This is a genomic window from Acinetobacter sp. GW821-FHT01E09 (genome assembly GCF_059422385.1).
In genome coordinates this window covers 4,491,925-4,512,861 of the sequence record NZ_JBWKWU010000001.1, presented here as the reverse complement: position 1 = coordinate 4,512,861, position 20,937 = coordinate 4,491,925, and the positions used below count along the sequence as shown (strand labels likewise).

General features: G+C 39.0%; 19 protein-coding genes and 3 tRNA genes. 15 read left to right on the top strand and 7 right to left on the bottom strand.

All coding sequences use genetic code 11. From position 1 onward, the window contains the following. Positions 1-320: 320 nt before the first annotated feature. The 3 genes from AC07U8_RS20640 to AC07U8_RS20630 are packed head-to-tail and all read left to right on the top strand — an operon-like array spanning position 321 to position 5,271. Positions 321-1,886: a TolC family protein gene (locus tag AC07U8_RS20640; protein WP_494738521.1), complete on the top strand. Its 1,566-nt coding sequence runs from the start codon at positions 321-323 to the stop codon at positions 1,884-1,886. Beyond that, on the top strand, positions 1,883-4,018 hold the full coding sequence (locus AC07U8_RS20635) for a type I secretion system permease/ATPase (RefSeq protein WP_096735388.1): 2,136 nt from the start codon (positions 1,883-1,885) through the stop codon (positions 4,016-4,018). The genes AC07U8_RS20640 and AC07U8_RS20635 overlap by 4 nt, the downstream gene beginning before the upstream one ends. Beyond that, positions 4,015-5,271 carry an HlyD family type I secretion periplasmic adaptor subunit gene (locus tag AC07U8_RS20630; RefSeq protein ID WP_151803296.1) on the top strand — a complete coding sequence of 419 codons (1,257 nt, stop codon included), beginning with the start codon at positions 4,015-4,017 and terminating at the stop codon, positions 5,269-5,271. The genes AC07U8_RS20635 and AC07U8_RS20630 overlap by 4 nt, the downstream gene beginning before the upstream one ends. 182 nt (positions 5,272-5,453) lie before the next feature. Here AC07U8_RS20630 and AC07U8_RS20625 read toward each other — a convergent pair. The 3 genes from AC07U8_RS20625 to AC07U8_RS20615 form a co-directional block, all read right to left on the bottom strand. After that, positions 5,454-5,529: transfer RNA gene (locus AC07U8_RS20625), tRNA-Gly, on the bottom strand. Between the two features lie 45 nt (positions 5,530-5,574). Further along, a tRNA-Gly gene (locus tag AC07U8_RS20620) sits at positions 5,575-5,650 on the bottom strand. Positions 5,651-5,696: 46 nt separating this feature from the next. Next, positions 5,697-5,769: transfer RNA gene (locus AC07U8_RS20615), tRNA-Gly, on the bottom strand. 217 nt (positions 5,770-5,986) lie between these two features. On the opposite strand from AC07U8_RS20615, the gene AC07U8_RS20610 reads away from it, so the two are divergent. The 4 genes from AC07U8_RS20610 to AC07U8_RS20595 all read left to right on the top strand — a co-directional run bounded on the left by AC07U8_RS20610 (position 5,987) and on the right by AC07U8_RS20595 (position 8,054). Beyond that, positions 5,987-6,295 (top strand): BolA family protein, encoded by a 309-nt coding sequence (locus tag AC07U8_RS20610; protein ID WP_034614975.1) that lies wholly within the window; start codon positions 5,987-5,989, stop codon positions 6,293-6,295. Between the two features lie 17 nt (positions 6,296-6,312). After that, complete coding sequence (locus AC07U8_RS20605; RefSeq protein ID WP_494738520.1) at positions 6,313-6,705, top strand: SirB2 family protein; 393 nt, start codon at positions 6,313-6,315, stop codon at positions 6,703-6,705. An 85-nt stretch (positions 6,706-6,790) separates the two neighbouring features. Next, positions 6,791-7,627 carry a ParA family protein gene (locus AC07U8_RS20600; protein ID WP_004723483.1) on the top strand — a complete coding sequence of 279 codons (837 nt, stop codon included), beginning with the start codon at positions 6,791-6,793 and terminating at the stop codon, positions 7,625-7,627. A 13-nt stretch (positions 7,628-7,640) separates the two neighbouring features. Continuing rightward, positions 7,641-8,054: a hypothetical protein gene (locus AC07U8_RS20595; RefSeq protein ID WP_004823650.1), complete on the top strand. Its 414-nt coding sequence runs from the start codon at positions 7,641-7,643 to the stop codon at positions 8,052-8,054. A gap of 67 nt (positions 8,055-8,121) precedes the next feature. On the opposite strand, the gene AC07U8_RS20590 is transcribed toward AC07U8_RS20595, so the two are convergent. Next, complete coding sequence (locus AC07U8_RS20590; protein ID WP_004823651.1) at positions 8,122-8,772, bottom strand: DedA family protein; 651 nt, start codon at positions 8,770-8,772, stop codon at positions 8,122-8,124. A gap of 196 nt (positions 8,773-8,968) precedes the next feature. Here AC07U8_RS20590 and AC07U8_RS20585 point away from each other — a divergent pair, with 196 nt between their 5' ends. The 3 genes from AC07U8_RS20585 to AC07U8_RS20575 all read left to right on the top strand — a co-directional run bounded on the left by AC07U8_RS20585 (position 8,969) and on the right by AC07U8_RS20575 (position 12,446). Then, positions 8,969-9,385, top strand: a complete 417-nt coding sequence (locus tag AC07U8_RS20585) for a DoxX family protein (RefSeq protein WP_056518302.1) — start codon at positions 8,969-8,971, stop codon at positions 9,383-9,385. A 295-nt stretch (positions 9,386-9,680) separates the two neighbouring features. Further along, the gene (guaA, locus tag AC07U8_RS20580; protein ID WP_004823655.1) at positions 9,681-11,249 is read left to right on the top strand and encodes a glutamine-hydrolyzing GMP synthase; all 1,569 of its coding nucleotides are present in this window, start codon (positions 9,681-9,683) and stop codon (positions 11,247-11,249) included. A gap of 276 nt (positions 11,250-11,525) precedes the next feature. Next, positions 11,526-12,446, top strand: a complete 921-nt coding sequence (locus AC07U8_RS20575; protein WP_151802243.1) for a restriction endonuclease — start codon at positions 11,526-11,528, stop codon at positions 12,444-12,446. A gap of 150 nt (positions 12,447-12,596) precedes the next feature. Here the strand turns inward: AC07U8_RS20575 and AC07U8_RS20570 are convergent, their stop codons facing one another. Both AC07U8_RS20570 and AC07U8_RS20565 read right to left on the bottom strand, forming a co-directional pair. Beyond that, a complete protein-coding gene (locus tag AC07U8_RS20570; RefSeq protein ID WP_004823657.1) occupies positions 12,597-13,364 on the bottom strand; it encodes a putative porin in 768 nt (255 codons plus the stop codon). A 300-nt stretch (positions 13,365-13,664) separates the two neighbouring features. Continuing rightward, positions 13,665-14,543, bottom strand: coding sequence for a putative porin (locus AC07U8_RS20565; protein ID WP_333494229.1), 879 nt, complete (start codon positions 14,541-14,543; stop codon positions 13,665-13,667). A gap of 175 nt (positions 14,544-14,718) precedes the next feature. Here AC07U8_RS20565 and prfB point away from each other — a divergent pair. The 5 genes from prfB to AC07U8_RS20540 all read left to right on the top strand — a co-directional run bounded on the left by prfB (position 14,719) and on the right by AC07U8_RS20540 (position 19,757). Beyond that, positions 14,719-15,814 (top strand): peptide chain release factor 2 gene (prfB, locus tag AC07U8_RS20560; protein ID WP_096735380.1). Its coding sequence is split into 2 segments (ribosomal slippage): positions 14,719-14,790 and positions 14,792-15,814, totalling 1,095 coding nucleotides; the frame shifts between segments, so codons are not numbered across the junction. 140 nt (positions 15,815-15,954) lie between these two features. Next, complete coding sequence (locus AC07U8_RS20555) at positions 15,955-16,254, top strand: ArsR/SmtB family transcription factor (RefSeq protein ID WP_034614967.1); 300 nt, start codon at positions 15,955-15,957, stop codon at positions 16,252-16,254. 38 nt (positions 16,255-16,292) lie between these two features. Then, positions 16,293-17,351, top strand: a complete 1,059-nt coding sequence (locus AC07U8_RS20550) for an alkene reductase (RefSeq protein WP_494738519.1) — start codon at positions 16,293-16,295, stop codon at positions 17,349-17,351. A 351-nt stretch (positions 17,352-17,702) separates the two neighbouring features. Further along, a complete protein-coding gene (locus AC07U8_RS20545) occupies positions 17,703-18,983 on the top strand; it encodes a 3-deoxy-D-manno-octulosonic acid transferase (RefSeq protein ID WP_270384620.1) in 1,281 nt (426 codons plus the stop codon). A 60-nt stretch (positions 18,984-19,043) separates the two neighbouring features. Further along, positions 19,044-19,757: a 16S rRNA (uracil(1498)-N(3))-methyltransferase gene (locus AC07U8_RS20540; RefSeq protein ID WP_056518309.1), complete on the top strand. Its 714-nt coding sequence runs from the start codon at positions 19,044-19,046 to the stop codon at positions 19,755-19,757. On the opposite strand, the gene AC07U8_RS20535 is transcribed toward AC07U8_RS20540, so the two are convergent. Continuing rightward, complete coding sequence (locus tag AC07U8_RS20535) at positions 19,740-20,723, bottom strand: mechanosensitive ion channel family protein (RefSeq protein ID WP_272547657.1); 984 nt, start codon at positions 20,721-20,723, stop codon at positions 19,740-19,742. The genes AC07U8_RS20540 and AC07U8_RS20535 overlap by 18 nt on opposite strands. Positions 20,724-20,937: the final 214 nt, after the last annotated feature.

Genomic DNA, 20,937 nt, shown 5'->3' with positions numbered 1-20,937 from the left:
AAGTACACAATTGAATACGTTTCGATTACACCAAGCCTCAATTTTAATAAGGTGTTTGCTCATCCATGATAATTTGCACATTGTGGATTTACAGCTTTTGAGATGATCTATGTAGAATTTTATAATTCATGTGATAATAGTCACATTTTTTGACTGTTAGTGTTTGAATTTAAAATATTTTATTAAAGAAATTTAACTTTAAAAAGTAAAAATAAGCATTTGATTAGGTTTTATAATGTGTAGAATAGAAATGAGGTAGGGAAATAATTCAAAATAATTCAATACCGATAATTAAAAGCTTTTCTAGGTGCCATTCGCGAATGTTAATAGCAAAAAAGCCCACTATATTGTTAAAAAGTTTGAGTGCTGTGAGTTTATTGGTTCTATTGCAGAACAATGGTTATACACAAGAAACAAGCTACTTAAAAAATATCAAAGAAGGTGTGACAGGGTTGATAAAACCCAAGGATGATCAGTCATTTAGAACCGTCCAACTCAAGGATTTGACTGATTTTAAATATCAACCCGATGCACATATAGGCAATCAGAATCAACTCCCTGTTGTAAAGCCATATACTGGACAAAAGGCATCACTTAATAATTTATATTTAGAACAAGCGCAAACACAAACAACCCATGCGTATTCAAACCAAGCAAAAATCTTAAGTCTTGAAGATGCGATTCAGATTGCAGTAAAAAGAAACCCCAATATTGCTCAAACAATTTCAACACTGGCAGGACAAAATGCCAATATTGATGTGGCAAAAGCGCAATATTACCCACAGTTAAAAGCGGGTATGAATACAGGTGATTTTACCTCCAACGATAAAGGTCGCCAAACGTATTCAGTTGAAGCCAACCAACTGCTTTATGACTTTGGTAAAGTAAAATCCAGTGTCACCACGCAACAAAATAAATTGGCAGTTGAGCAAGCCAATGTATTAATCAGTATTGATGATATATCGACACAAACTGCACGAGATATTTTATCCTTACTGCGCTATCGCAATATTATCAAAATAGCGCAAGATCAATTTAATGGGGTTAATCGTTTACATGAGATTGCACGCTTAAGAGCAGACGCAGGAATTAGCAGCAATGCCGATCCTGTGCAAGCACAAAGTTATGTTGAATACGCACGTTCCTACTTAATTACTCAGCAAAATTTTTTAAAACAACAAGAACAAAAATTACGCACATTATTGGGTTTTGATGTGAGTCAAATGGATTTTAATATTCCTGATGAGTTTGTAAAACAGTCCGGTCTTTATGATGATCCTGAAATGAATACCATTCCTACGATGATTGCAGCAAAAGCAGAGATTGATGTTGCACAGAGTCAGAAAAAACAAACCCAATTGAGTGCTTATCCAACGATTTCATTGGTGGGATCAGTCAGCAAGGCCTTGAATGGTCAAAATCCAAATACCGGTTTAGAAAATGATACCGATGGTTCTGTTGGCGTGCAGATGTCGAGTAATTTTTATCAAGGTGGTGCACTGGGATCTCAAGTCAAGGCTGCAAATTTTGCTGAACAGGCTGCACGTGCAAAGTTGAATGCAACCTACCTAGATATTATGGATCAAACACAAATTGCACGAGAAAGTATTGAAAACACGGATAAGCAAATTTGGGTTCTATTGGATCGGGAACGCTCAACAGCAAAAACCCGTGAGTTGTATGAAGAACAATATAAATTAGGCAAGCGTTCGATCTTAGATTTATTAAGTTCAGAACAATCCTATCAAAGTTCAAGAATAGAAAGGGAAGCGGCACGCTTTGATATCTATGACACGATCGCGGTGTATATCAAGGTAACCGGTAAAAGTAGAAATGCTTATCATTTAAATAACATTCAAATTCAGGGGTTTGAAGTTCAACCATGAATACAAAAACATTAAATTATCAACCCTGGTTACAAGCGATCATTACGGTTGCGCAGCATTATCGGATGCAACCTGCTGAAGAACAAATTCGTCTGCAATTGGATTGGAATAAATACACAAATATTGACGACATGTTGTCCATTATTACCCGTCAAGTGGGTTTGAATGTTCGCAAAGCAGACTTTAGCACGGATGTACTGAATCCATGGCGATTGCCCGTTGTTGTTGAATTTAACAATGGTCAAGTTGCAGTTATCGAGAAAGTCGACAATGAGGGCAATGCAAGCTTACAGTTAAGTGGTGATCAAGGTCTTTCACAAACTTTTAATTTGCATGAACTTCAAGCCAATGCCAGTCGCGTTTATATTTTCCGACCAGAAACATCGATTCCCGATGCGCGTGTTGATGAATATATCAAACCTTATGAAAAAAGCTGGTTCTGGGACATCGTTTTAAAAGATTGGAAACGTTATACCGACATCATGGTTGCTTCAATGATTGCCAATATTCTGGCATTGGCGACCATTATTTTCTCTATGCAAGTCTATGACCGAGTTGTGCCTTCTCAGTCTATTCCAACCTTGTGGGTGCTTGCGGGTGGGGTGTTGATTGCAGCTGTATTTGAGTTTGTGTTGCGCATTGCACGGGTTTATTTGTCAGACATTATTGGTAAGCGTGCAGATCTCAAGATTTCAGACCGCGTCTTTGGTCATGCATTGCGTATCCGTAATAAAGATCGCGCACGTTCAACAGGTTCGTTTATCTCACAGATTCGAGAACTTGAAGGCGTTCGTGAATTGGTGACCTCAACAACGATCAGTGCAATTGCTGACTTACCGTTTTTCTTCCTATTTTTAGTGATCTTCTGGATTATCGGGGGCAACATCTTTTGGGTGATGTTACTGGTTGTACCATTGATGATTATTCCTGGCTTTTTGGTGCAGAAAAAGTTGGCTCAGTTGGCCACTGAAGGGATGCGTGAGTCTGCGATTCGCAACGCGATTTTGGTCGAAGCAGTTCAAGGTATTGAGGATATCAAGTTATTACGTGCTGAAGCCAGATTTCAAAATCAATGGAATCACATGAATGAAGTGTCTGCAGATGTCAGTATGCGGCAACGTAAAATTGTGGGTTGGTTAAATGCTTGGACACAAAAAATTCAAGGACTGACTTATGCAATTGTGGTTTTAGTGGGTTGTTTTGCGGTGATGAAAGGCGATATGACTACGGGTGCTTTAGTTGCGTGTTCGATTTTATCTTCGCGTATGCTTGCACCGATTTCACAAGTCACAGGCGTACTCGGTCGTTGGCAGCAAGCCAAAGTGGCTAAAAATGGTTTAGATGAGCTGATGCAAAAGCCGGTAGATCGTCCTGATCGGGCACAATTGATTCAGCGTAAAGTCCTCTCCGGTGATTATGATTTTAAAGGTGTGGTATTTAAATATACTGAAGATGATCCACGGCCAACTTTAGTCATTCCGCAGTTAAAAATCCATGCAGGTGAAAAAGTTGCAATTCTTGGGCGTAATGGGGCAGGGAAATCTAGCTTATTACAATTACTTTCAGGAATGCAATTGCCAGTACAAGGCAAGATCAGTTTGGATGGTGTCGATCAATCTTTGCTTGATCCCGATGATATTCGTCGTGATATGGCATTGCTAAATCAAAATGCGCATCTGTTTTTTGGGACCATCCGTGAAAATTTAACTTTGGGTGCACCATTGGCAAGCAATGATGAAATTATCCGTGCATTACAAATCACCAATGCTTTAGAAATCGTGGAACAAAAAAAGGAAGGTCTGGATCATCTTATTCTTGAAGGGGGTGTGGGATTCTCTGGAGGGCAGAAACAAGCACTGCTACTCACACGATTATTGCTCAGAAATCCAAATATTGTGTTGTTGGATGAACCGACTGCTTCGATTGATGATGTTTCTGAAAAAGTATTGATACAGCATTTAAAAGAATGGTTAGGTCATCGGACTTTAGTGGTGGCCACGCATCGTCCTGCTGTTTTGCAACTTGTTGATCGGATTATCGTTGTGCATGAAGGGAAGATTATCAAAGATGGGCCGCGTGATGCCATTCTAAATCCTGCACAGCAGGCAAATGCAGGAGGGACTTCAACATGAGTCAAGAAAAAAATGACCCAAATATCACAGTTCAAGAGGTTGAACCTGCTCAAGTTGATCATGCATCCAATGTTTTACAGCGGCCAACCAATCCTTCTGCGTTAAAGTTCTCTGAACCACCATTACCTAAATCCACATTTATTATTTGGATTGTTGCCATCGGTTTGCTGGCTTTCTTGATTTGGGCCTGCTTATTCAAATTGGAAGAAGTTTCTACAGGAACAGGTAAAGTTGTTCCGTCATCCAAAGAACAGACGATTCAATCTTTAGATGGTGGTGTGTTGACCAGCTTGGATGTTAAAGAGGGCGATATTATCCAAAAAGGGCAGACCCTTGCGCAAATAGACCCTACTCGATTCGAGTCCCAAGTCGGTGAAAGCCAAATGAAATTACTTGCGACACTGGCTACGGCAGCACGTTTAGAGGCTGAGGTGAATGGTACCGCAATCAAGTTTCCAAAAGAGGTTTTGGCTGTGCCTGCTTTGGTGAGAGAGGAAAGTGCACTATATACTTCGCGTCGCGCAAATTTGGATGAATCAATTACTGGTTTAAAACATGCATTGTCTTTGGTTCAAAATGAATTACAAATGACACAACCTTTGGTGGCGAAAGGTGCTGCTTCTGAGGTTGAAGTGTTGCGTTTAAAACGAGATATCAATAATTTTGAAAATCAAATTAACGACAAGCGAAATGACTACTATGTAAAGTCACGGGAAGAATTGGCAAAAGCCAATGCCGATATCCAATCATTACAGCAAGTTGTTGCTGGTCGTAATGATTCGGTGAAACGCTCTACTTTTAAAGCGCCTGTACGTGGTGTGGTAAAAGAAATTGCGGTGACAACCATTGGTGGGGTTATTCCACAAAATGGTAAATTGATGACCATTGTACCGATTGATGAGCAGTTATTGATTGAAGCGCGTATTTCGCCGCGAGATATTGCGTTTATTCATCCGGGTCAACCTGCATTGGTAAAAATCACAGCATATGATTATTCAATTTATGGTGGCTTAGAAGGGAAAGTAACGGTGATTTCTCCTGATACCATCCGCGATGAAGTTAAACAAGATCAGTTCTACTATCGAGTTTATATTCGGACCGATAAAGATAAATTGACCAATAAGGCAGGGAAATCTTTCTCAATAACACCAGGTATGGTGGCAACAGTAGATATTCGTACCGGTCAAAAAACAATTATTGAATACTTATTGAAACCGTTTAATAAAGCCAAAGAGGCGTTAAGAGAACGATAATTGCATCATATGGTGATTATTTTAAAAACCAATCTTCGGATTGGTTTTTTTGTGCTTTTACAGTTTTGTGATCAACACACTGATTGAGTAAATACAGCATAAAGTGTGTAAGTATATGCTGATGATTTATAAATCAATAATGCAAAAAAAGCCCCAATCTTTCGATCAGGGCTTTTTAAATTTGGAGCGGGAAAGGAGACTCGAACTCCCGACCCCAACCTTGGCAAGGTTATGCTCTACCAACTGAGCTATTCCCGCGGAGTCTGTCCAATTTTTTAAATAAAAAACTGAATAAAAAAATTTTGGAGCGGGAAAGGAGACTCGAACTCCCGACCCCAACCTTGGCAAGGTTATGCTCTACCAACTGAGCTATTCCCGCGGAGTCTGTCCAATTTTTTAAATAAAAAACTGAATAAAAAAATTTGAGCGGGAAAGGAGACTCGAACTCCCGACCCCAACCTTGGCAAGGTTATGCTCTACCAACTGAGCTATTCCCGCATGCGGTGTATAATACATCAACAGATGGTAGGGTCAAGATTTTTCTGCAAAGGAAAACACTAATTGCATAAAATAAAGACATTTTTATGAAAAAACTTCAAAATTCAATTTAAAAAAATCAAATCGAACAGCAAAAGCTTTGCTGAACACACAGCGATGCTCAAAGAATCCGCTATACTATGTTATTCACCCATTGATCGATCTCTAAGGAATTAGCATGAGTTTAGAACAACAATTGATTGAAAGTTTAAATCAACTTGAGCCATCACATCTAGAAGTGATCAATGAGTCTGCTGGTCATGGCGGGTATTTTCCTGGAAAAGAGTCGCATTTTAAAGTGATCATTGTTAGTGAACAATTTGCAGGGTTACGTTTGGTACAACGCCACCAAAAAGTGTACGCAGAAGCCAAAGCCTTACTCAGCCCTGGAAAAATTCATGCCTTAGCCATCCATGCTTATCTTCCTAGTGAGTGGCAAGGTCAAGCCCCAGCAAGTCCAGACTGCGCTCATGCACCTAAAGCATAAAGTGCAGAGTAATTAAAATGGATACACATTTACTGATCAAAATCATTCATATGACCAGTGTTGGGTTATTAATCTTTGTTTTTGTTTTACGCGCTTCAACATTATTTATTGGAACACACAACCAGCAGCCGAATCCTAAAGGGCGGGTGGCTTTTGTTGCCTTGCAACATCTTTCCCTCACGGTGGTTATATTCACAGGGCTAACCTTATTAATTATGAACGAGTTTAAAGTGCAGCCGTGGTTCTATGCGAAAATTATTTTGTTTATGGTTTTCCTTTCCTCACAAATAAAAGCCTATAAAAAGGATGATACCGTTCTTTTAACACAACGCAGAGCAGGTTTAGTGATTGGTGGAATTGCTTTGTTTGCAACTTTAGTTTTGGTCATGCTTAAACCAGTTTTTAGTTGATTGTTAGACATGAATTTCACACTTGTATAGCGTCTAGGTTAAACTAGATACAAGTTTAAAAATAATGATAGCTTAGGGAACTTGTATGCTAACTCGTGTGGTATTTAACCAAAAAGGCGGTGTAGGAAAATCAAGTATTACGGTGAATCTTGCTGCGATTAGTGCGTATCAAGGTTTTAAAACATTGGTGATTGATTTAGATCCTCAAGCAAATTCTAGCCAATATCTTTTGGGTGATGACGCCACCTATTCTGCTGAAAAAACTGCATTAGAGCCGAATATTGAAAACTTTTTTAATGACGTACTTGGAAATCATCAACAAAAAGGATTGATTGGCAATGCCATTGGAAGCCTTTTAAAAACAAAAAATAAAGGTTTTGAGCAATATATTCATCGTTCACCTTTTAAAGATTTGGATGTATTACCCGCCAGCCCGAGCTTAGGCGAGTTAGAACATGCGTTAGAATCAAAACATAAAATTTATAAGTTACGTGATGCGATTCAGACCTTAACCAGTCAATATGAGCGTATTTATATTGATACACCGCCAGCATTTAACTTTTTTACCTTATCGGCACTGATCTCAGCGGATCGTGTTCTGATTCCGTTTGATTGTGATGTATTTTCAAAACGTGCATTACAGACGCTTATTCAAAATGTCATAGAAACTCAAGATGATCATAATGATCGACTTGAAATCGAAGGCATTGTGGTCAATCAATATCAAGCTCAGGCAAAATTACCGCGTGAAGTGGTACAACAGCTTAAAGATGAAGGTTTACCAGTTTTAGAAAATATGTTGCCACCTTCTGTATTAATGAAAGAATCGCATCATAAAAATCTGCCATTAATTCATTTGGCTACAGATCATAAATTGACTCAAGCCTATCAATCATTGTTCAATGAGATTGATAAAAAATAATTTCGAGATCGTGATGAAATCATTGAAAATGACTTCTGTTAAATTATCAGTCGTTGCCTTAACGGCGCTTGTCGTATCTGCTTGTACGACGACGGTTAAACCCACTTATGTGTCGCCTACGCAGTATCAGGCGATGAACTGTTTGCAATTGACGACAGAGTTTAATCGTATTCAACAATACATTAATAATGGTGTACAACCTGCGAAACGTACAGGCGTGGGTGTTGGATTAGGTGTTGGTGGTGGTTGGGGCAGCGGTGGCTGGGGTTGGGGGATTGGTCCAAGTATTTCTGTAAACTTAGGGCAATCTTCAAATACCAAAAATACTGAGCTTTCCCGACTGTATGGTGAGCAAGATGCCTTGTCTCAGGCGGCTCAATTTAAGAACTGCCCTTACGTCCCGAAACGTCAGGAAGTTAAAAAATAACGGGTTTTACCCTATAAAAAAGCCGATTTTAGAAATCGGCTTTTTTTATCATCTTTAAATATGCTGTTTATTGATTATTGGGCATTTTATTTTTATTAAAAAATTTATGACGAATATAACCAATCACACCAGGTAACACACTGAGAATAATGATACCGAAAACCAAATGGGTGAAATTATCTTTCACAATTGGCATATTACCGAATAAATAACCCAAGGTAATAAACGAGCCAACCCAGCAAATTGCACCGACTGCATTATAGGTTAAGAAATATTTATAATTCATGCTTCCTGCACCTGCAACAAAGGGTGCAAAAGTACGGGCAAAAGGGATAAAACGGGCAAAAATAATGGTTTTTCCACCATGCTTTTCAAAAAACTGTGATGTTTTTAGCAAGTGTTGTTTGTTGATAAATTTAGAATCAATTTCAAAAACACGCGGTCCGACATATTTCCCAATATGATAATTGAGGGTATCGCCGAGCACTGCTGCAATAAATAGCAGAGTGATTAAAACCACAGGATCCATTGCACCCGTCGAAGCAGCTAAAGCGCCGGCAGCAAAAAGTAAGCTATCCCCAGGCAGGAATGGCATTACCACGAGACCTGTTTCAACAAAAATAATCAGGAATAAAATTCCATACACCCAGATACCATAATTTCTAATAAATTCAAACAGGTGTTCGTCTACGTGCAAAATAAAGTCAATCAGATCCATAAGGCAGAAACTATGCGAATTGGTGCACAAATCCTAGCAGTGTGAGTTATGAAAGTCAGTATTAAAAAGTAATTTTTTAAAACTTATTATTGTTCTTAATTTGCAACGATGAGTTTAGTTTTTAAGTATTTAACTTGAAATGTTTAGTGATTAATATGTATACATCTTCAGAACGAAATACAAATTAGGTCACACCATGTTTAATCCAAATGTTGTTGTTAAAAATATTGTGAATCAACCCACCGCCAATGCGAGCATTGCATTGATTGCACGTATTCTTATGGCATATATCTTTCTTGTTGCAGGTTGGGGCAAAATCACGGCTTACAGTGCAACTGTCGGTTATATGGAATCAATGGGTGTACCAGGTGCCATGTTACCTTTAACCATTCTGGTTGAGTTCGGTGGTGGTCTGGCATTGTTATTTGGTTTTCAGGCACGTTTTGCAGCATTTGGTTTGGGCGTATTTAGTTTGATTACTGCATTCCTATTTCATGGTGGTGAAGCAGATGCAATTAACTTTATGAAAAACTTCGCAATGGCTGGTGGTTTGTTTTTCTTGATGTTGCATGGTGCAGGCAAATTGAGTCTTGATCATGTAATAGAAAAATAATTTAAACATAAATAAAGCTTTGAAAAGCCAGATCTGTATCTGGCTTTTTTGTGTGTTCATTTAGAACTATTCAAATGGATCAATTGGTTTATGCTATCTAAAAATATTCAATTCAATTTTAACTATGACCCCCAGTGAACTGATGAGCATCATTAAAGCCAAAATGAACCTATAAGCTGATTATTTAAAATGATTTTTTACAAAGCTAAGGAACTTGATTGAATGGAGTGCGTATGGCTTATAAAAATGATAGAATATGGCGCTTATATTCGTTTGCCTGCATAGTTGTTGACTCATGACTACCAATACTCAAATTACTGAAGATCGTATCCTTATCTTGGATTTCGGTTCTCAATATAGCCAGCTTATTGCACGCCGTGTACGTGAAGCTGGTGTATATTCTGAAATGTATGCTTTTGATATGTCTGAAGAAGACATTCGCGCGTTTAATCCGAACGGTATCATCTTGTCTGGTGGTCCTGAAAGTGTGCATGAGGAAGGTAGTCCACGTGCGCCAGAAGTTGTGTTCAACTTGGGTGTACCTGTATTGGGGATCTGCTATGGTCTGCAAACCATGTCAGAACAACTTGGCGGTAAAGTAGAGCCAGGGACTGTACATGAATTTGGTTATGCAGCAGTTGACGTTTTAGTACGTGATCAATTGCTTGGTGATTTAAATGATGGTGATGACAAACTCAATGTTTGGATGAGCCACGGTGACAAAGTTTCTGCGATTCCAGCAGGCTTTAAAGTGACTGCAAGCACACCAAGCTGCCCATTTGCTGCAGTGAGTGATGAAACGCGCCGTTTCTACGGGGTGCAATTCCACCCAGAAGTGACACATACTGCCAAAGGCGCAGAGTTACTGTCTAACTTCGTTCACAGCATTTGTGGTTGCCGTAATCTTTGGAATTCTGAAAACATTATTGATTTACGTGTTGAACAATTACGTGAACAAATTGGTGATCAAAAAGTTCTCTTAGGTCTTTCAGGTGGTGTTGACTCATCTGTAGTTGCAGCATTGTTGCATAAAGCAATCGGTGACCAACTGACTTGTGTATTTGTAGACAATGGCTTACTTCGTTTAAACGAAGGTGAGCAAGTGATGGACATGTTTGCGAAAAACATGGGGATCCGTGTGATTCGTGCTGATGCAGAAGAACGTTTCTTATCTGCACTTGCAGGCGAAGTTGATCCTGAGAAAAAACGTAAAATCATTGGTCGTGAATTTATCGAAGTTTTTGCTGAAGAAGCGCGTAAGCTTGATGGCGTAAACTTCCTTGCGCAAGGTACGATTTACCCTGACGTGATTGAGTCTGCGGCAACTAAAAATGGTAAAGCGCATGTGATTAAATCACACCATAATGTGGGTGGTTTACCTGAAGATTTAGCATTTGAATTGGTTGAGCCAATCCGTGATTTATTTAAAGATGAAGTACGTCGTTTAGGTACAACTTTAGGTTTACCACATGAAATGCTTTATCGTCATCCATTCCCTGGTCCAGGTTTGGGCGTACGTATCTTGGGTGAAGTGAAAAAAGAATATGCTGATATTCTTCGTCTTGCTGATGACATCTTTATGCAAGAGCTTCGTGCAAGTGGTTGGTATGACAAAACTGCTCAAGCATTTGCAGTATTCCAACCAGTAAAATCGGTGGGTGTTGTGGGTGATGGTCGTCGTTATGCATGGGTCATTGCACTTCGTGCCGTGGAAACGGTTGACTTTATGACAGCTCGTTTTGCCCATCTTCCATATGAGTTGGTTGATAAAATCTCAACACGTATCATGAATGAAATTAAAGATGTTTCTCGTGTGGTGTATGACGTTTCTTCTAAACCACCAGCAACAATTGAATGGGAGTAAAATCAGGGTTTCAAAATGCAACGCATTTTGCTGATTTTACGCCAAGGGTTATGCCCGCGGCAGCAGGGTTTTAAGAAGCGATAGCTTTTAGCCAAATTTACGCCAAGAGCTGTGCTCGCGGCAGCAGGGTTTTAAGAAGCGAAGCTTCTTGCCTGAATTACGCCAAGGGCTATGCTTACGGTAGAATTCGATACATTACTTTTAAAAAGAGCGCTTAGGCGCTCTTTTTCTTTTATACTTGAATTATTTAAAGCAAAAAATATTAAGAGAAATAGAATGTCTTTGCCTAATCATCAGGAATTAATGCTACCACTATTGAAACTCCTCAATACGCAAGGGCAAGCCATCCAAATTAGTCAAGTTGGTAAATTGTTGGCAGAACAATCAAATTTGACTACGGATGAATTAAATCAAATGATTCCAAGTGGGAAAAGAACAGTTTTTTATGATCGTGTGGGATGGGCCAAAACATATTTGGTTAAAGCAGGTTTAGTTAATCAGCCTGATTGGGGGATGTGTGAATTATCTGAAGAAGCGAAAAAATTAGATTTAAATGTATTAGATAAAATAGATAATAATTTTTTAATGCGCTATGAAAGTTTTCGTGAGTTCAAGGTTCCGACAAAAATAAGGCAGAATAAAGAAAAGATTATTTGTATTGAAGAAAATGATGATATTGAAACACCTGAGGAATCATTACAAAGAATTAATGAAATACTACTTACCAATTTGAAAGATGATTTATTGAATTTGATTCAGACAAAAAATCCATATTTTTTTGAAAGATTAGTTGTCGATTTACTGGTTGCTATGGGCTATGGCGGCTCACATCAAGATGCGGCACAAGCCATTGGTAAAACAAGTGACGGCGGGATTGATGGAATTATTAGTGAAGATCGTTTAGGTCTAGATAAAATTTATATTCAAGCCAAACGTTGGAAAAACACTGTTGGACGACCAGATATTCAACAATTTAAAGGTGCTTTAGCAGATCAAGTCGCTAAAAAAGGGGTGTTCATTACGACCTCAAATTTTAGTAAAGAGGCTGTTGAATCTGCAAAGAAATCGGGAATTGTTTTAATTGATGGAGATAAATTGACTTCTTTAATGATTGAATTTGGTTTAGGTGTTCAGGTTGAAAGAAGCTTTAATATTTATAAGATAGATCAAGATCGGTTTGATGAAGACAATTTTTAGAAGTGTTTAAAAGAATTTTAATATTCTGACATTTACTACAAATTTACTAAAACGTATTTAATTAATGATGCATACACATATAAAAAAGCCAATCAACGCATTGATTGGCTTTTTTTGCTCCAAAAGAGCGATTGCTAAATGGATTTAAACTTAGAAACGGTATCCAGCACGAACGCCGTAAGTGTTGTAGTTATCACCAAAACCTACACGACCTTCTAAGCTAACGTTTTGATTAAAGAATTTCTTCGCAGAAATACCCCATTCATCACGATCAGTTAAATCATTGTTGTAGTAGTCAGCACCTACACTTAAAGTCTTATCTAAATACAAGTCACCACGTACTTTGTACTCATCCAAGTCCCCGAATGCACCAAAAGCTTCAAAGTTAGCGTCATATTGACCTACTTTGGTTACATATTTAGCACGTACAGTTGGGTCTGCGCCGTCATCACCATTTTTAACATCATAACCCGTTACACCAAGTGCAAGTAATAAACCAGGAGCTGGTAAATAACCCACTTCAGCGCCATAAGTTGTTACTTTATTGTCGATGTTAGTGTTATCAACTTCAAGTTCATCACGACCTACACGACCACTTACATAGAAGTCTGAGTTAGGTACATAGTATTCAAGACCCGCACCATATTGGCTGTCTTTTACACCATCATTTTTGGCATAATTTACATTGGCTTTTACGTTACTTGCGCGATCTAAGAATGCAGCCTCATTAAGTGGTGAATTACGAGTTTGTACTGGTTTGAAATAATAAGTACCATCTACACCAAAGCTATGAGTTGCATCAAAATTATCTGGATCATTATATGTATATGAACCACCAACTTCGGCTTGGTAAGCATGTGCAGTGCCAGTTAAAGCGGCTACGGAAAAGATTGCAGATGCGATTGCTAATTTTTTCATGGAATTCGCCCCTATGAAGAATTGATTGATTTATACATGTTTGGTTACAATTTCGAGTCTAGGGCAAATATAAAAATCGTCAACCACGCTATAGTAACTGGAATGTAATATTAGTGATTTTATGTAACAATATTGGATTAAGTTATTGAAAATAAACAAATAAAACTTATGTGTTGTTTTATTAAAATTGTGTAGATAGTGTGGATATTGGTACGCTTTGAGTAAGAGTTAGACATAATTTGTAATAAAAAAGGCATTTCAGAAATGAAATGCCTCAAAGTTTTTTGGCTTTCTAAGTAATTAAAAACGGAAAGTTCCATTCACACTATAAAGATTCATACCACTGCTAAAACCTGCTTCGGCACCAATAGCAACATTTTCATTCACAAAGTATTTGCTACGGAACCAGAGGAAATTATTATTGCTTTCATCATCATCTTTTAAACTATATGCGCTGCCGATACTGAAAGCATGGGTCAAATAGTAATCTGCAGCAAAGATAACATTATTTTCATCGCCAAACACCCCATTCGCTTCAAGATTTAAATAATGTCCATTTTGACCAATTGGCATTACATATTTAATTTTAGCGGCAAAATCCGTTTCATCATCAAGATATTTATCACCACTGAAACCATCGACACCTGCTGCAATGAGCAAATTGCTGATCGGCATATAGCCCACCAATGCGCGATAAGTGGTGACGTTATAATCATTTTTATAACGAACTGAACCATAATTTGAATCTATGTTGCTTTTTATTTTGACTATACCAAGCCCAATCTCACCATTGAGATAGAATTGTTCATGAAAATATTCTAAGCCACTTGTAAAGTAATGAAGATCTTTTTCATCTTTTGCTCGAGCAAGCTCATAAAATGTGCTGGTAGATAAAGGATCATAGGTTAAGTAGTCCTGACTTTCGATAGTACGATAAGCGTAACCACCATAGACATTGCTATTACGGCCTAAAAATGCTGCCTCATTCAATGGGTTGTTTTTGATTTGTACAGGATCAAAATAGTATTTGCCTTTAATATCGGCTTGATAGTCTTGATCAATGTAATTGTTATCATGATCAAAAGATCTAAACCCAGCATCAAATTGCACATTATAGGCAAAACTAGAACAGCTGATTGCGGTTAAAGCGGAAAATAAAAGAGATTGTTTCATAAGTATCCTAAATTTTTTTGTGGTGTTGTAAGGCCATAGCTTTGTTACAAAACAACAACATTGTTCACAAAAACTACACTGTAGTCAATTGTGTTGTCTAAAAAATGCCATATCTCAACTTTTTCCACTCTGTGGTAGAATGCGTGCGAATTAAAAGACGTCAAATGTGAGATTAAAACTCGTGGAAATTAATCCTTATCTAGTTCAGCTAAAAGACTTAAATGACCGTGGTCTAACACTACGGGGGTATCTTTGACTACGATCTAAAGAAAGAGCGTTTAGAAGAGGTTCTCCGCGAGTTAGAAGATCCAGCGATCTGGAATGATCAAAGCCGTGCACAGGCAATGGCAAAAGAAAAAGGCGAGCTTGAAAACGTGATCAACGTTTTAGAAGGTTTGGCAACACAGCTTGATGATGCACAAGCCATGCTTGATCTTGCTGTTGAAGCAGATGATGAAAGCTTATTGGCAGATGTTCAGTCGGAATTGACTGCAGCGGAAGAAGAGTTAGCAAAACTTGAATTCCGTCGTATGTTTAGTAATCCAATGGACCCAAATCCATGTTATGTGGAAATTCAAGCTGGTTCAGGCGGTACTGAAGCACAAGATTGGGCTTCAATGTTGTTACGTATGTATATGCGTTGGATCGAACGTCATGGCTTTAAAGCAGAATTGATGGAAGAATCAGATGGTGATGTTGCAGGGATTAAATCTGCAACAATCCGTGTTGAAGGCGAGTATGCTTATGGTTGGTTACGTACCGAATCTGGCGTTCACCGTTTAGTGCGTAAGTCACCATTTGACTCAGGTAATCGCCGTCATACCTCATTCTCGGCAGTATTTGTATCGCCTGAAGTGGATGATAATATTGAGATTGATATTAATCCTGCTGACGTGCGTACAGATACATATCGTGCATCTGGTGCAGGCGGTCAGCATATTAACAAAACCGACTCAGCAGTACGTTTGACTCACGCACCAACTGGGATTGTGGTGGCATGTCAGAACCAGCGTTCACAACATGCAAACCGCGATCATGCTTGGAAACAGTTACGTGCAAAATTGTACGAACTGGAAATGAGTAAACGTAATGAAGCTGCTCAAGCACTTGAAGATTCAAAGTCGGATATCGGTTGGGGCAGTCAGATTCGTTCATATGTACTGGATGACTCTCGTATTAAAGATTTGCGTACTGGTGTTGAGAACTCGAACACGGGTGCAGTATTGGATGGCGATCTAGATAAATTTATTGAAGCCAGCTTGAAACAAGGTCTTTAATTTAAATTTTTAACAAAAGCAAAGCTTTATCCGTATTTTTGCAATATATCTAAAAAAATCGATATTAAAATCGAAAAAATGCGATATATTGGGTGCAAAGATGCTGAATGGAGCTTTGCTCTGAATTGAATGTGTCTAAGATGGATATTGATTTAATTTCTAAAGCATTAGCGAATCCGACTCGCCGACAGATTTTGGAATGGCTCAAGAAGCCGCAACAATATTTGTCGGAAGAGCAGTGCGGTGGCTTTGGTCGTGGTGTCTGTGCAGGGAATATCGAGAAGCTCGGTAATGTCTCTCAATCTACGATGTCAAATCATTTGTCTGTTTTGCAACAGTCAGGATTAATTCAGGCCGAGAAATATGGGCAATGGTCATATTTCTCGCGTAATGAAGCTTTAATTCAGCAATATATTGATTATCTACAAAACTCGCTTTAACGCCTGATTTCAATCAGAAAGCGAGTGATGAGGCAAATATGGCTGAACTTAACTCTCCCCTTGTACTTGGCGATTTACATTTAAAAAATCGTGTCGTGATGGCGCCTTTAACCCGTAGCCGTGCTACCGCTGATCGGGTACCCACGGCGATCATGGCTGAGCACTATGCACAGCGTGCCAGTGCGGGTTTAATCATTACTGAAGCAACAGTGATTTCTGAACAAGCCAATGGTTATTTAAATACACCAGGGCTATTTACTGATGCACAAGTTGAAGGTTGGAAGTCTGTAACCCAAGCGGTTCATGATCAAGGTGGCTTGATTGTGGCGCAGTTATGGCATGTGGGACGTGTCTCACATCCAGATCTACTCGATGGTGAAACGCCTGTATCTGCAAGTGCAATACAACAAGCAGGACAAGTCAGCTTATTACGTCCAAAACGTGACTATGTCGTGCCACGCCCTTTGGAAATCTCCGAAATTCACACCATCACTGAACAGTTTAAACAGGCTGCAATTAAAGCCAAGGCGGCTGGTTTTGATGGCGTTGAATTACATGCTGCCAATGGCTACCTGATTGATCAGTTCTTACAAAGCTCAACCAATCATCGTGAAGACGAATATGGTGGTTCTGTTGAAAACCGTGCACGTCTTTTACTTGAAGTAATGGATGCTTTAATTGAAGTATGGGGCGCAGGCCGTGTGGGCATACATTTAGCGCCTCGTGGCGATGAGCATGATATGGGGGATGCTGATCCACGTGAAACCTTTGGTTATGTCTTGGAACAATTAGGTAAACGTAAAATTGCATTCTTCTTTACACGTGAATATTTAGCCGATGACAGTATCAGCGAATATATGAAGCGACGTTCAAACGGTGTGCCATATATTGCCAATATGCGTTTAAGCCGTGAAGATGCCATCAAACTCTTGGCATCAGGTCAAGCAGATGCGGTGTCTTTCGGTAAAGCTTATATTGCCAATCCTGATTTGTATGAGCGTTTAATTCAAGACGCACCTTTAAATGAATTGGTGTTTGAAAATATGATTGGTTCACAAACTGCGGGAGGTTATATTGATTATCCTGCTTTAGGATAAAACAAAGACTGTATTTTCTCTGGATGTGAATGGAATACCCATTCACATCCACAACTCAGATAAATTTAACCAGTTTTCTTGTTGTATCGTTGAATCTTACAAGGCATATCTATTGTACGATGGCATGGATATCGCCATTGGTTAAGGCGTATAACAGTACCTCTTAACCAATAAGTGTTTTTTCATCCCTGTAAAGCCAAGTTTTGCTAGGGTTGTTGCTGGTTGATGGATCAGATTTGCTCTAGCATGAGGTCGACTACCTTGCTGACAACAAATCGTTAAATATTATTCATTAACAACTGAATATGGCTCTGTTATATTTGCCCATTCATCTATATTGAGACATTCTGTTTGGCTACTCCTTTTTGGTATAACACAGCACTTAAAATCGTTAAGCCTTTGTATCAATGGCGTATCAAAAAACGTGCGAAAGATAGCGCAGAATACCAACAAGAATGTCTTGAGCGCTTTGGCCCCTTTCAAGATGTAAAGAGTCAGCATGCCATTTGGTTTCATTGTGTTTCAGTCGGAGAAACCAATGCTGCTCAGCCTTTAATCGAACATTATTTAAAAGCAGGTCATGCTGTTTTAGTCACGAATACGACAAAAACAGGCCAAGCACGTGCCAAATCGTTATTCTTAAAAGCACCTTATCAAGCATTATTTCAAGCGGTATATTTGCCTGCCGATCAGCGCTATTTAGTTGCTGATTTTTATCAGAAATACCAACCCAAATTGCTAATTTTAGTTGAAACTGAACTATGGCCAAATCTTATTGACCAAGCTCAACAGTTTAAAGTGCCTTGTATTTTAGTGAATGCACGGCTTTCAGAAAAATCTGCCAAAGGCTATGCCAAAGTTCCAAGTCTGACCCGTCCAATGCTACAGAAATTAGATCAGTTATTGGCGCAAGATATTGCAACGCAGCAACGCTTTATTGATCTGGGTATGCCACAAGATAAAACACAAGTACTTGGAAGTATTAAATTTGATATTTCTGCACCTGAACAATTTATCCATAAAGCACAACAGTTGCAGCAGGACTGGAACTTAGCAAATCGAAAAATCATTACTATCGCCAGTACACATGCACCTGAAGAAGAAAAATTATTTCTCGCATTTAAAACCTATTTAGAACAATATCCAGATTGGTTGTTGATCGTTGTCCCGCGCCATCCTGAACGTTTTGATGAGGTTTTTGCTGCTGCACAAAGTTTAAATTTAACCACACAGCGCCGTAGTTTAGAGCAAGCAATCGAGTCGGATACCCAAGTCTATTTGGCAGACAGTATGGGAGAAATGTGGCTGTGGTATGCATTGAGTCAGACATGTTTTGTTGGCGGGTCGTTAAATGAACCCGGTGGTGGACATAATATTTTAGAAGCTATGGTTTTAGATGTACCCACCGTGATTGGACCGCATTATTTTAATTTTCAAGCCATTGTGGATGAGTTCTTACAGGCAGATGCCTTAAAAGTAGGGCAAACTGTTGATGAGGTGGTTCAGTTGTTGGTGCGCTGTTTGGAAGATCAAGCTTTTGCCCAGCAATTAAGCCAGCATGCGATTGATGTCTTAAAACGTAATCAGGGTTCTTTATACAAACATATTGCAGTGATTGATCAGTATTTATAATTTATACATTGCTGATGAATAAACAACATCAGCTAAAAGTGAAACGAATTAGAATTTTTTATGAACATCGTCCTTCTTGATCCTCGTCAAACACAAGCTGAAACTTGGACAATCAGTTCAAAAAGGCAAGTTGAACATTTGCACACGCATCTTGCTGCCAAAGTTGGAGATACGCTTAAGGTTGGCGTTCGGGGTGCCAGTCGTTATTTAACTGAAATTGTTGATATTTCAGAACATACGATTTTACTTCGACCGATTCAAGAAGAGCCTGTTCCAGCAAAATTGCCCGTAACTTTAATTGTGGCATTACCACGCCCCAAAGTGTTACGCCGCTTAATTATGGATGCGGTGACACTGGGGGTAGAAAAATTAATTTTGATTCATAGTTATCGGGTCGATAAGAGTTATTGGCAAAGCCCTTTTTTACAGCAAATTGATCATTACATCACCTTGGGATTAGAACAGGCAGGAGATACCATCGCTCCTCAAATTGAACTATATAAACGCTTTAAACCTTTTGTTGAAGATGTCTTACCTAGCTTCATTACGCCACAAAATCCTGCTTATGTGGCGCATCCGTATACTGAACAGAAAATGCCATTTGCTATCGATCATTCATGTACTGTGATCATTGGACCTGAAGGGGGTTTTATACCTTATGAGGTGGATTTACTGATAAAAAACGGCTGCCAAGCAGTGAGCTTAGGCAACCGTATTTTGCGTACTGAAACCGCGATCCCTTATGTATTGGGGCGCTTATTTAGCACGAGCTGATTCGATGTCATCCGCTGATGGATCACCGCGGTAGACTTTGACTTCCTGAACAGGATAAGGAATCGAAATATTATTATCCGCAAAGGCTTCTAGCACACGTTCTTGAATCTCACTGATCGAAGTCGCTGTAACCACTTGCGTGGTATCTACCCACCAACGAACGGTTAAATTGACAGAGAAATCCGCCAAAGCAGAAACATTCACAGTAAAGCCCGGCTGGCTTAAAATACGTTGATCTTTATCAAGCAATTTAAGAATAATGTCTTTGGCTTTCTGTACATCATCTTCATAACCAATCCCAACCACAAACTCACAACGACGGCGTTGGTAAGCGGTATTTACCGTCACGGCGCTGGTATACACAGTTGCGTTTGGAATCACGATACGTCGCCCGTCAGGGGAACGTAAAAAAGTTGCACGAATTTGAATATCTTCGACAGTACCTTCCATATTGTTGACAATGATGTCATCACCAATCTTGAACGGTTCACCCAAAAGAATCAAAATTCCAGAAAGTAGATTTTGGAAAATATCTTTAAATGCAAAACCAATCGCGACCGAACCAATCCCCAAAGCACTCATCAGTTGAGCAGGAGTAAAGCCTGGAATTGCGATAACCATGGCAATTAAAAACCCAAAAAAGATAATTGCGGTACTGCCGACACGATTCAGTACCAGAACTAAATTTTGGCGCGTATAGGTACGGTTTTCGAGTGTTCTACGGACAAAGAATTTAAAAAGCTTAGACAGCAACCAAAAAATAGTGATGACGATCAGCGCAATACATAAATATGGCATACGCTCCCAAAAACCATCAACAAACTTGTCGATGGTTGAGTATGCGTCTTTATATTTTTCAGTATGTTGAATCACTGTTTGTGCAGTTTTTTCGCCTGCAGAATGGATCAATTGAGTCGTGTCTTGCGCAACGGTACTCAATGCATTTGCTTCTTCAGCCACAATCATGTCCAATAAAATAATTGGCTTATTTTGCCTGAAATTTCAAAGAAGTTAAGCTTTGATTACAGTTTTTCTTATGACGGACAAATAAAAATAATATTTGTGAATCAATATTCAACTCATATTAATGCATCATCAAGGAATGGGGTCTGTAGGCATTTCATAAATGGCTTGCGTTGTAGGTTAAAATTGAGCAGGCAAGGCATGAAACGAAGAGAAT

Excerpts from the sequence above, each read along its gene's own strand:
- AC07U8_RS20600 (WP_004723483.1), top strand. The coding sequence starts at position 6,791 with ATGCTAACTCGTGTGGTATTTAACCAAAAAGGCGGTGTAGGAAAATCA.
- AC07U8_RS20595 (WP_004823650.1), top strand. The coding sequence starts at position 7,641 with ATGAAATCATTGAAAATGACTTCTGTTAAATTATCAGTCGTTGCCTTA.
- AC07U8_RS20540 (WP_056518309.1), top strand. The coding sequence starts at position 19,044 with ATGAACATCGTCCTTCTTGATCCTCGTCAAACACAAGCTGAAACTTGG.
- AC07U8_RS20610 (WP_034614975.1), top strand. The coding sequence starts at position 5,987 with ATGAGTTTAGAACAACAATTGATTGAAAGTTTAAATCAACTTGAGCCA.
- AC07U8_RS20535 (WP_272547657.1), bottom strand. The coding sequence starts at position 20,723 with ATGATTGTGGCTGAAGAAGCAAATGCATTGAGTACCGTTGCGCAAGAC.
- AC07U8_RS20630 (WP_151803296.1), top strand. The coding sequence starts at position 4,015 with ATGAGTCAAGAAAAAAATGACCCAAATATCACAGTTCAAGAGGTTGAA.
- AC07U8_RS20550 (WP_494738519.1), top strand. The coding sequence starts at position 16,293 with ATGGCTGAACTTAACTCTCCCCTTGTACTTGGCGATTTACATTTAAAA.
- AC07U8_RS20575 (WP_151802243.1), top strand. The coding sequence starts at position 11,526 with ATGTCTTTGCCTAATCATCAGGAATTAATGCTACCACTATTGAAACTC.
- AC07U8_RS20570 (WP_004823657.1), bottom strand. The coding sequence starts at position 13,364 with ATGAAAAAATTAGCAATCGCATCTGCAATCTTTTCCGTAGCCGCTTTA.
- guaA (WP_004823655.1), top strand. The coding sequence starts at position 9,681 with ATGACTACCAATACTCAAATTACTGAAGATCGTATCCTTATCTTGGAT.
- AC07U8_RS20605 (WP_494738520.1), top strand. The coding sequence starts at position 6,313 with ATGGATACACATTTACTGATCAAAATCATTCATATGACCAGTGTTGGG.
- AC07U8_RS20590 (WP_004823651.1), bottom strand. The coding sequence starts at position 8,772 with ATGGATCTGATTGACTTTATTTTGCACGTAGACGAACACCTGTTTGAA.
- AC07U8_RS20585 (WP_056518302.1), top strand. The coding sequence starts at position 8,969 with ATGTTTAATCCAAATGTTGTTGTTAAAAATATTGTGAATCAACCCACC.
- AC07U8_RS20555 (WP_034614967.1), top strand. The coding sequence starts at position 15,955 with ATGGATATTGATTTAATTTCTAAAGCATTAGCGAATCCGACTCGCCGA.
- AC07U8_RS20635 (WP_096735388.1), top strand. The coding sequence starts at position 1,883 with ATGAATACAAAAACATTAAATTATCAACCCTGGTTACAAGCGATCATT.
- AC07U8_RS20640 (WP_494738521.1), top strand. The coding sequence starts at position 321 with ATGTTAATAGCAAAAAAGCCCACTATATTGTTAAAAAGTTTGAGTGCT.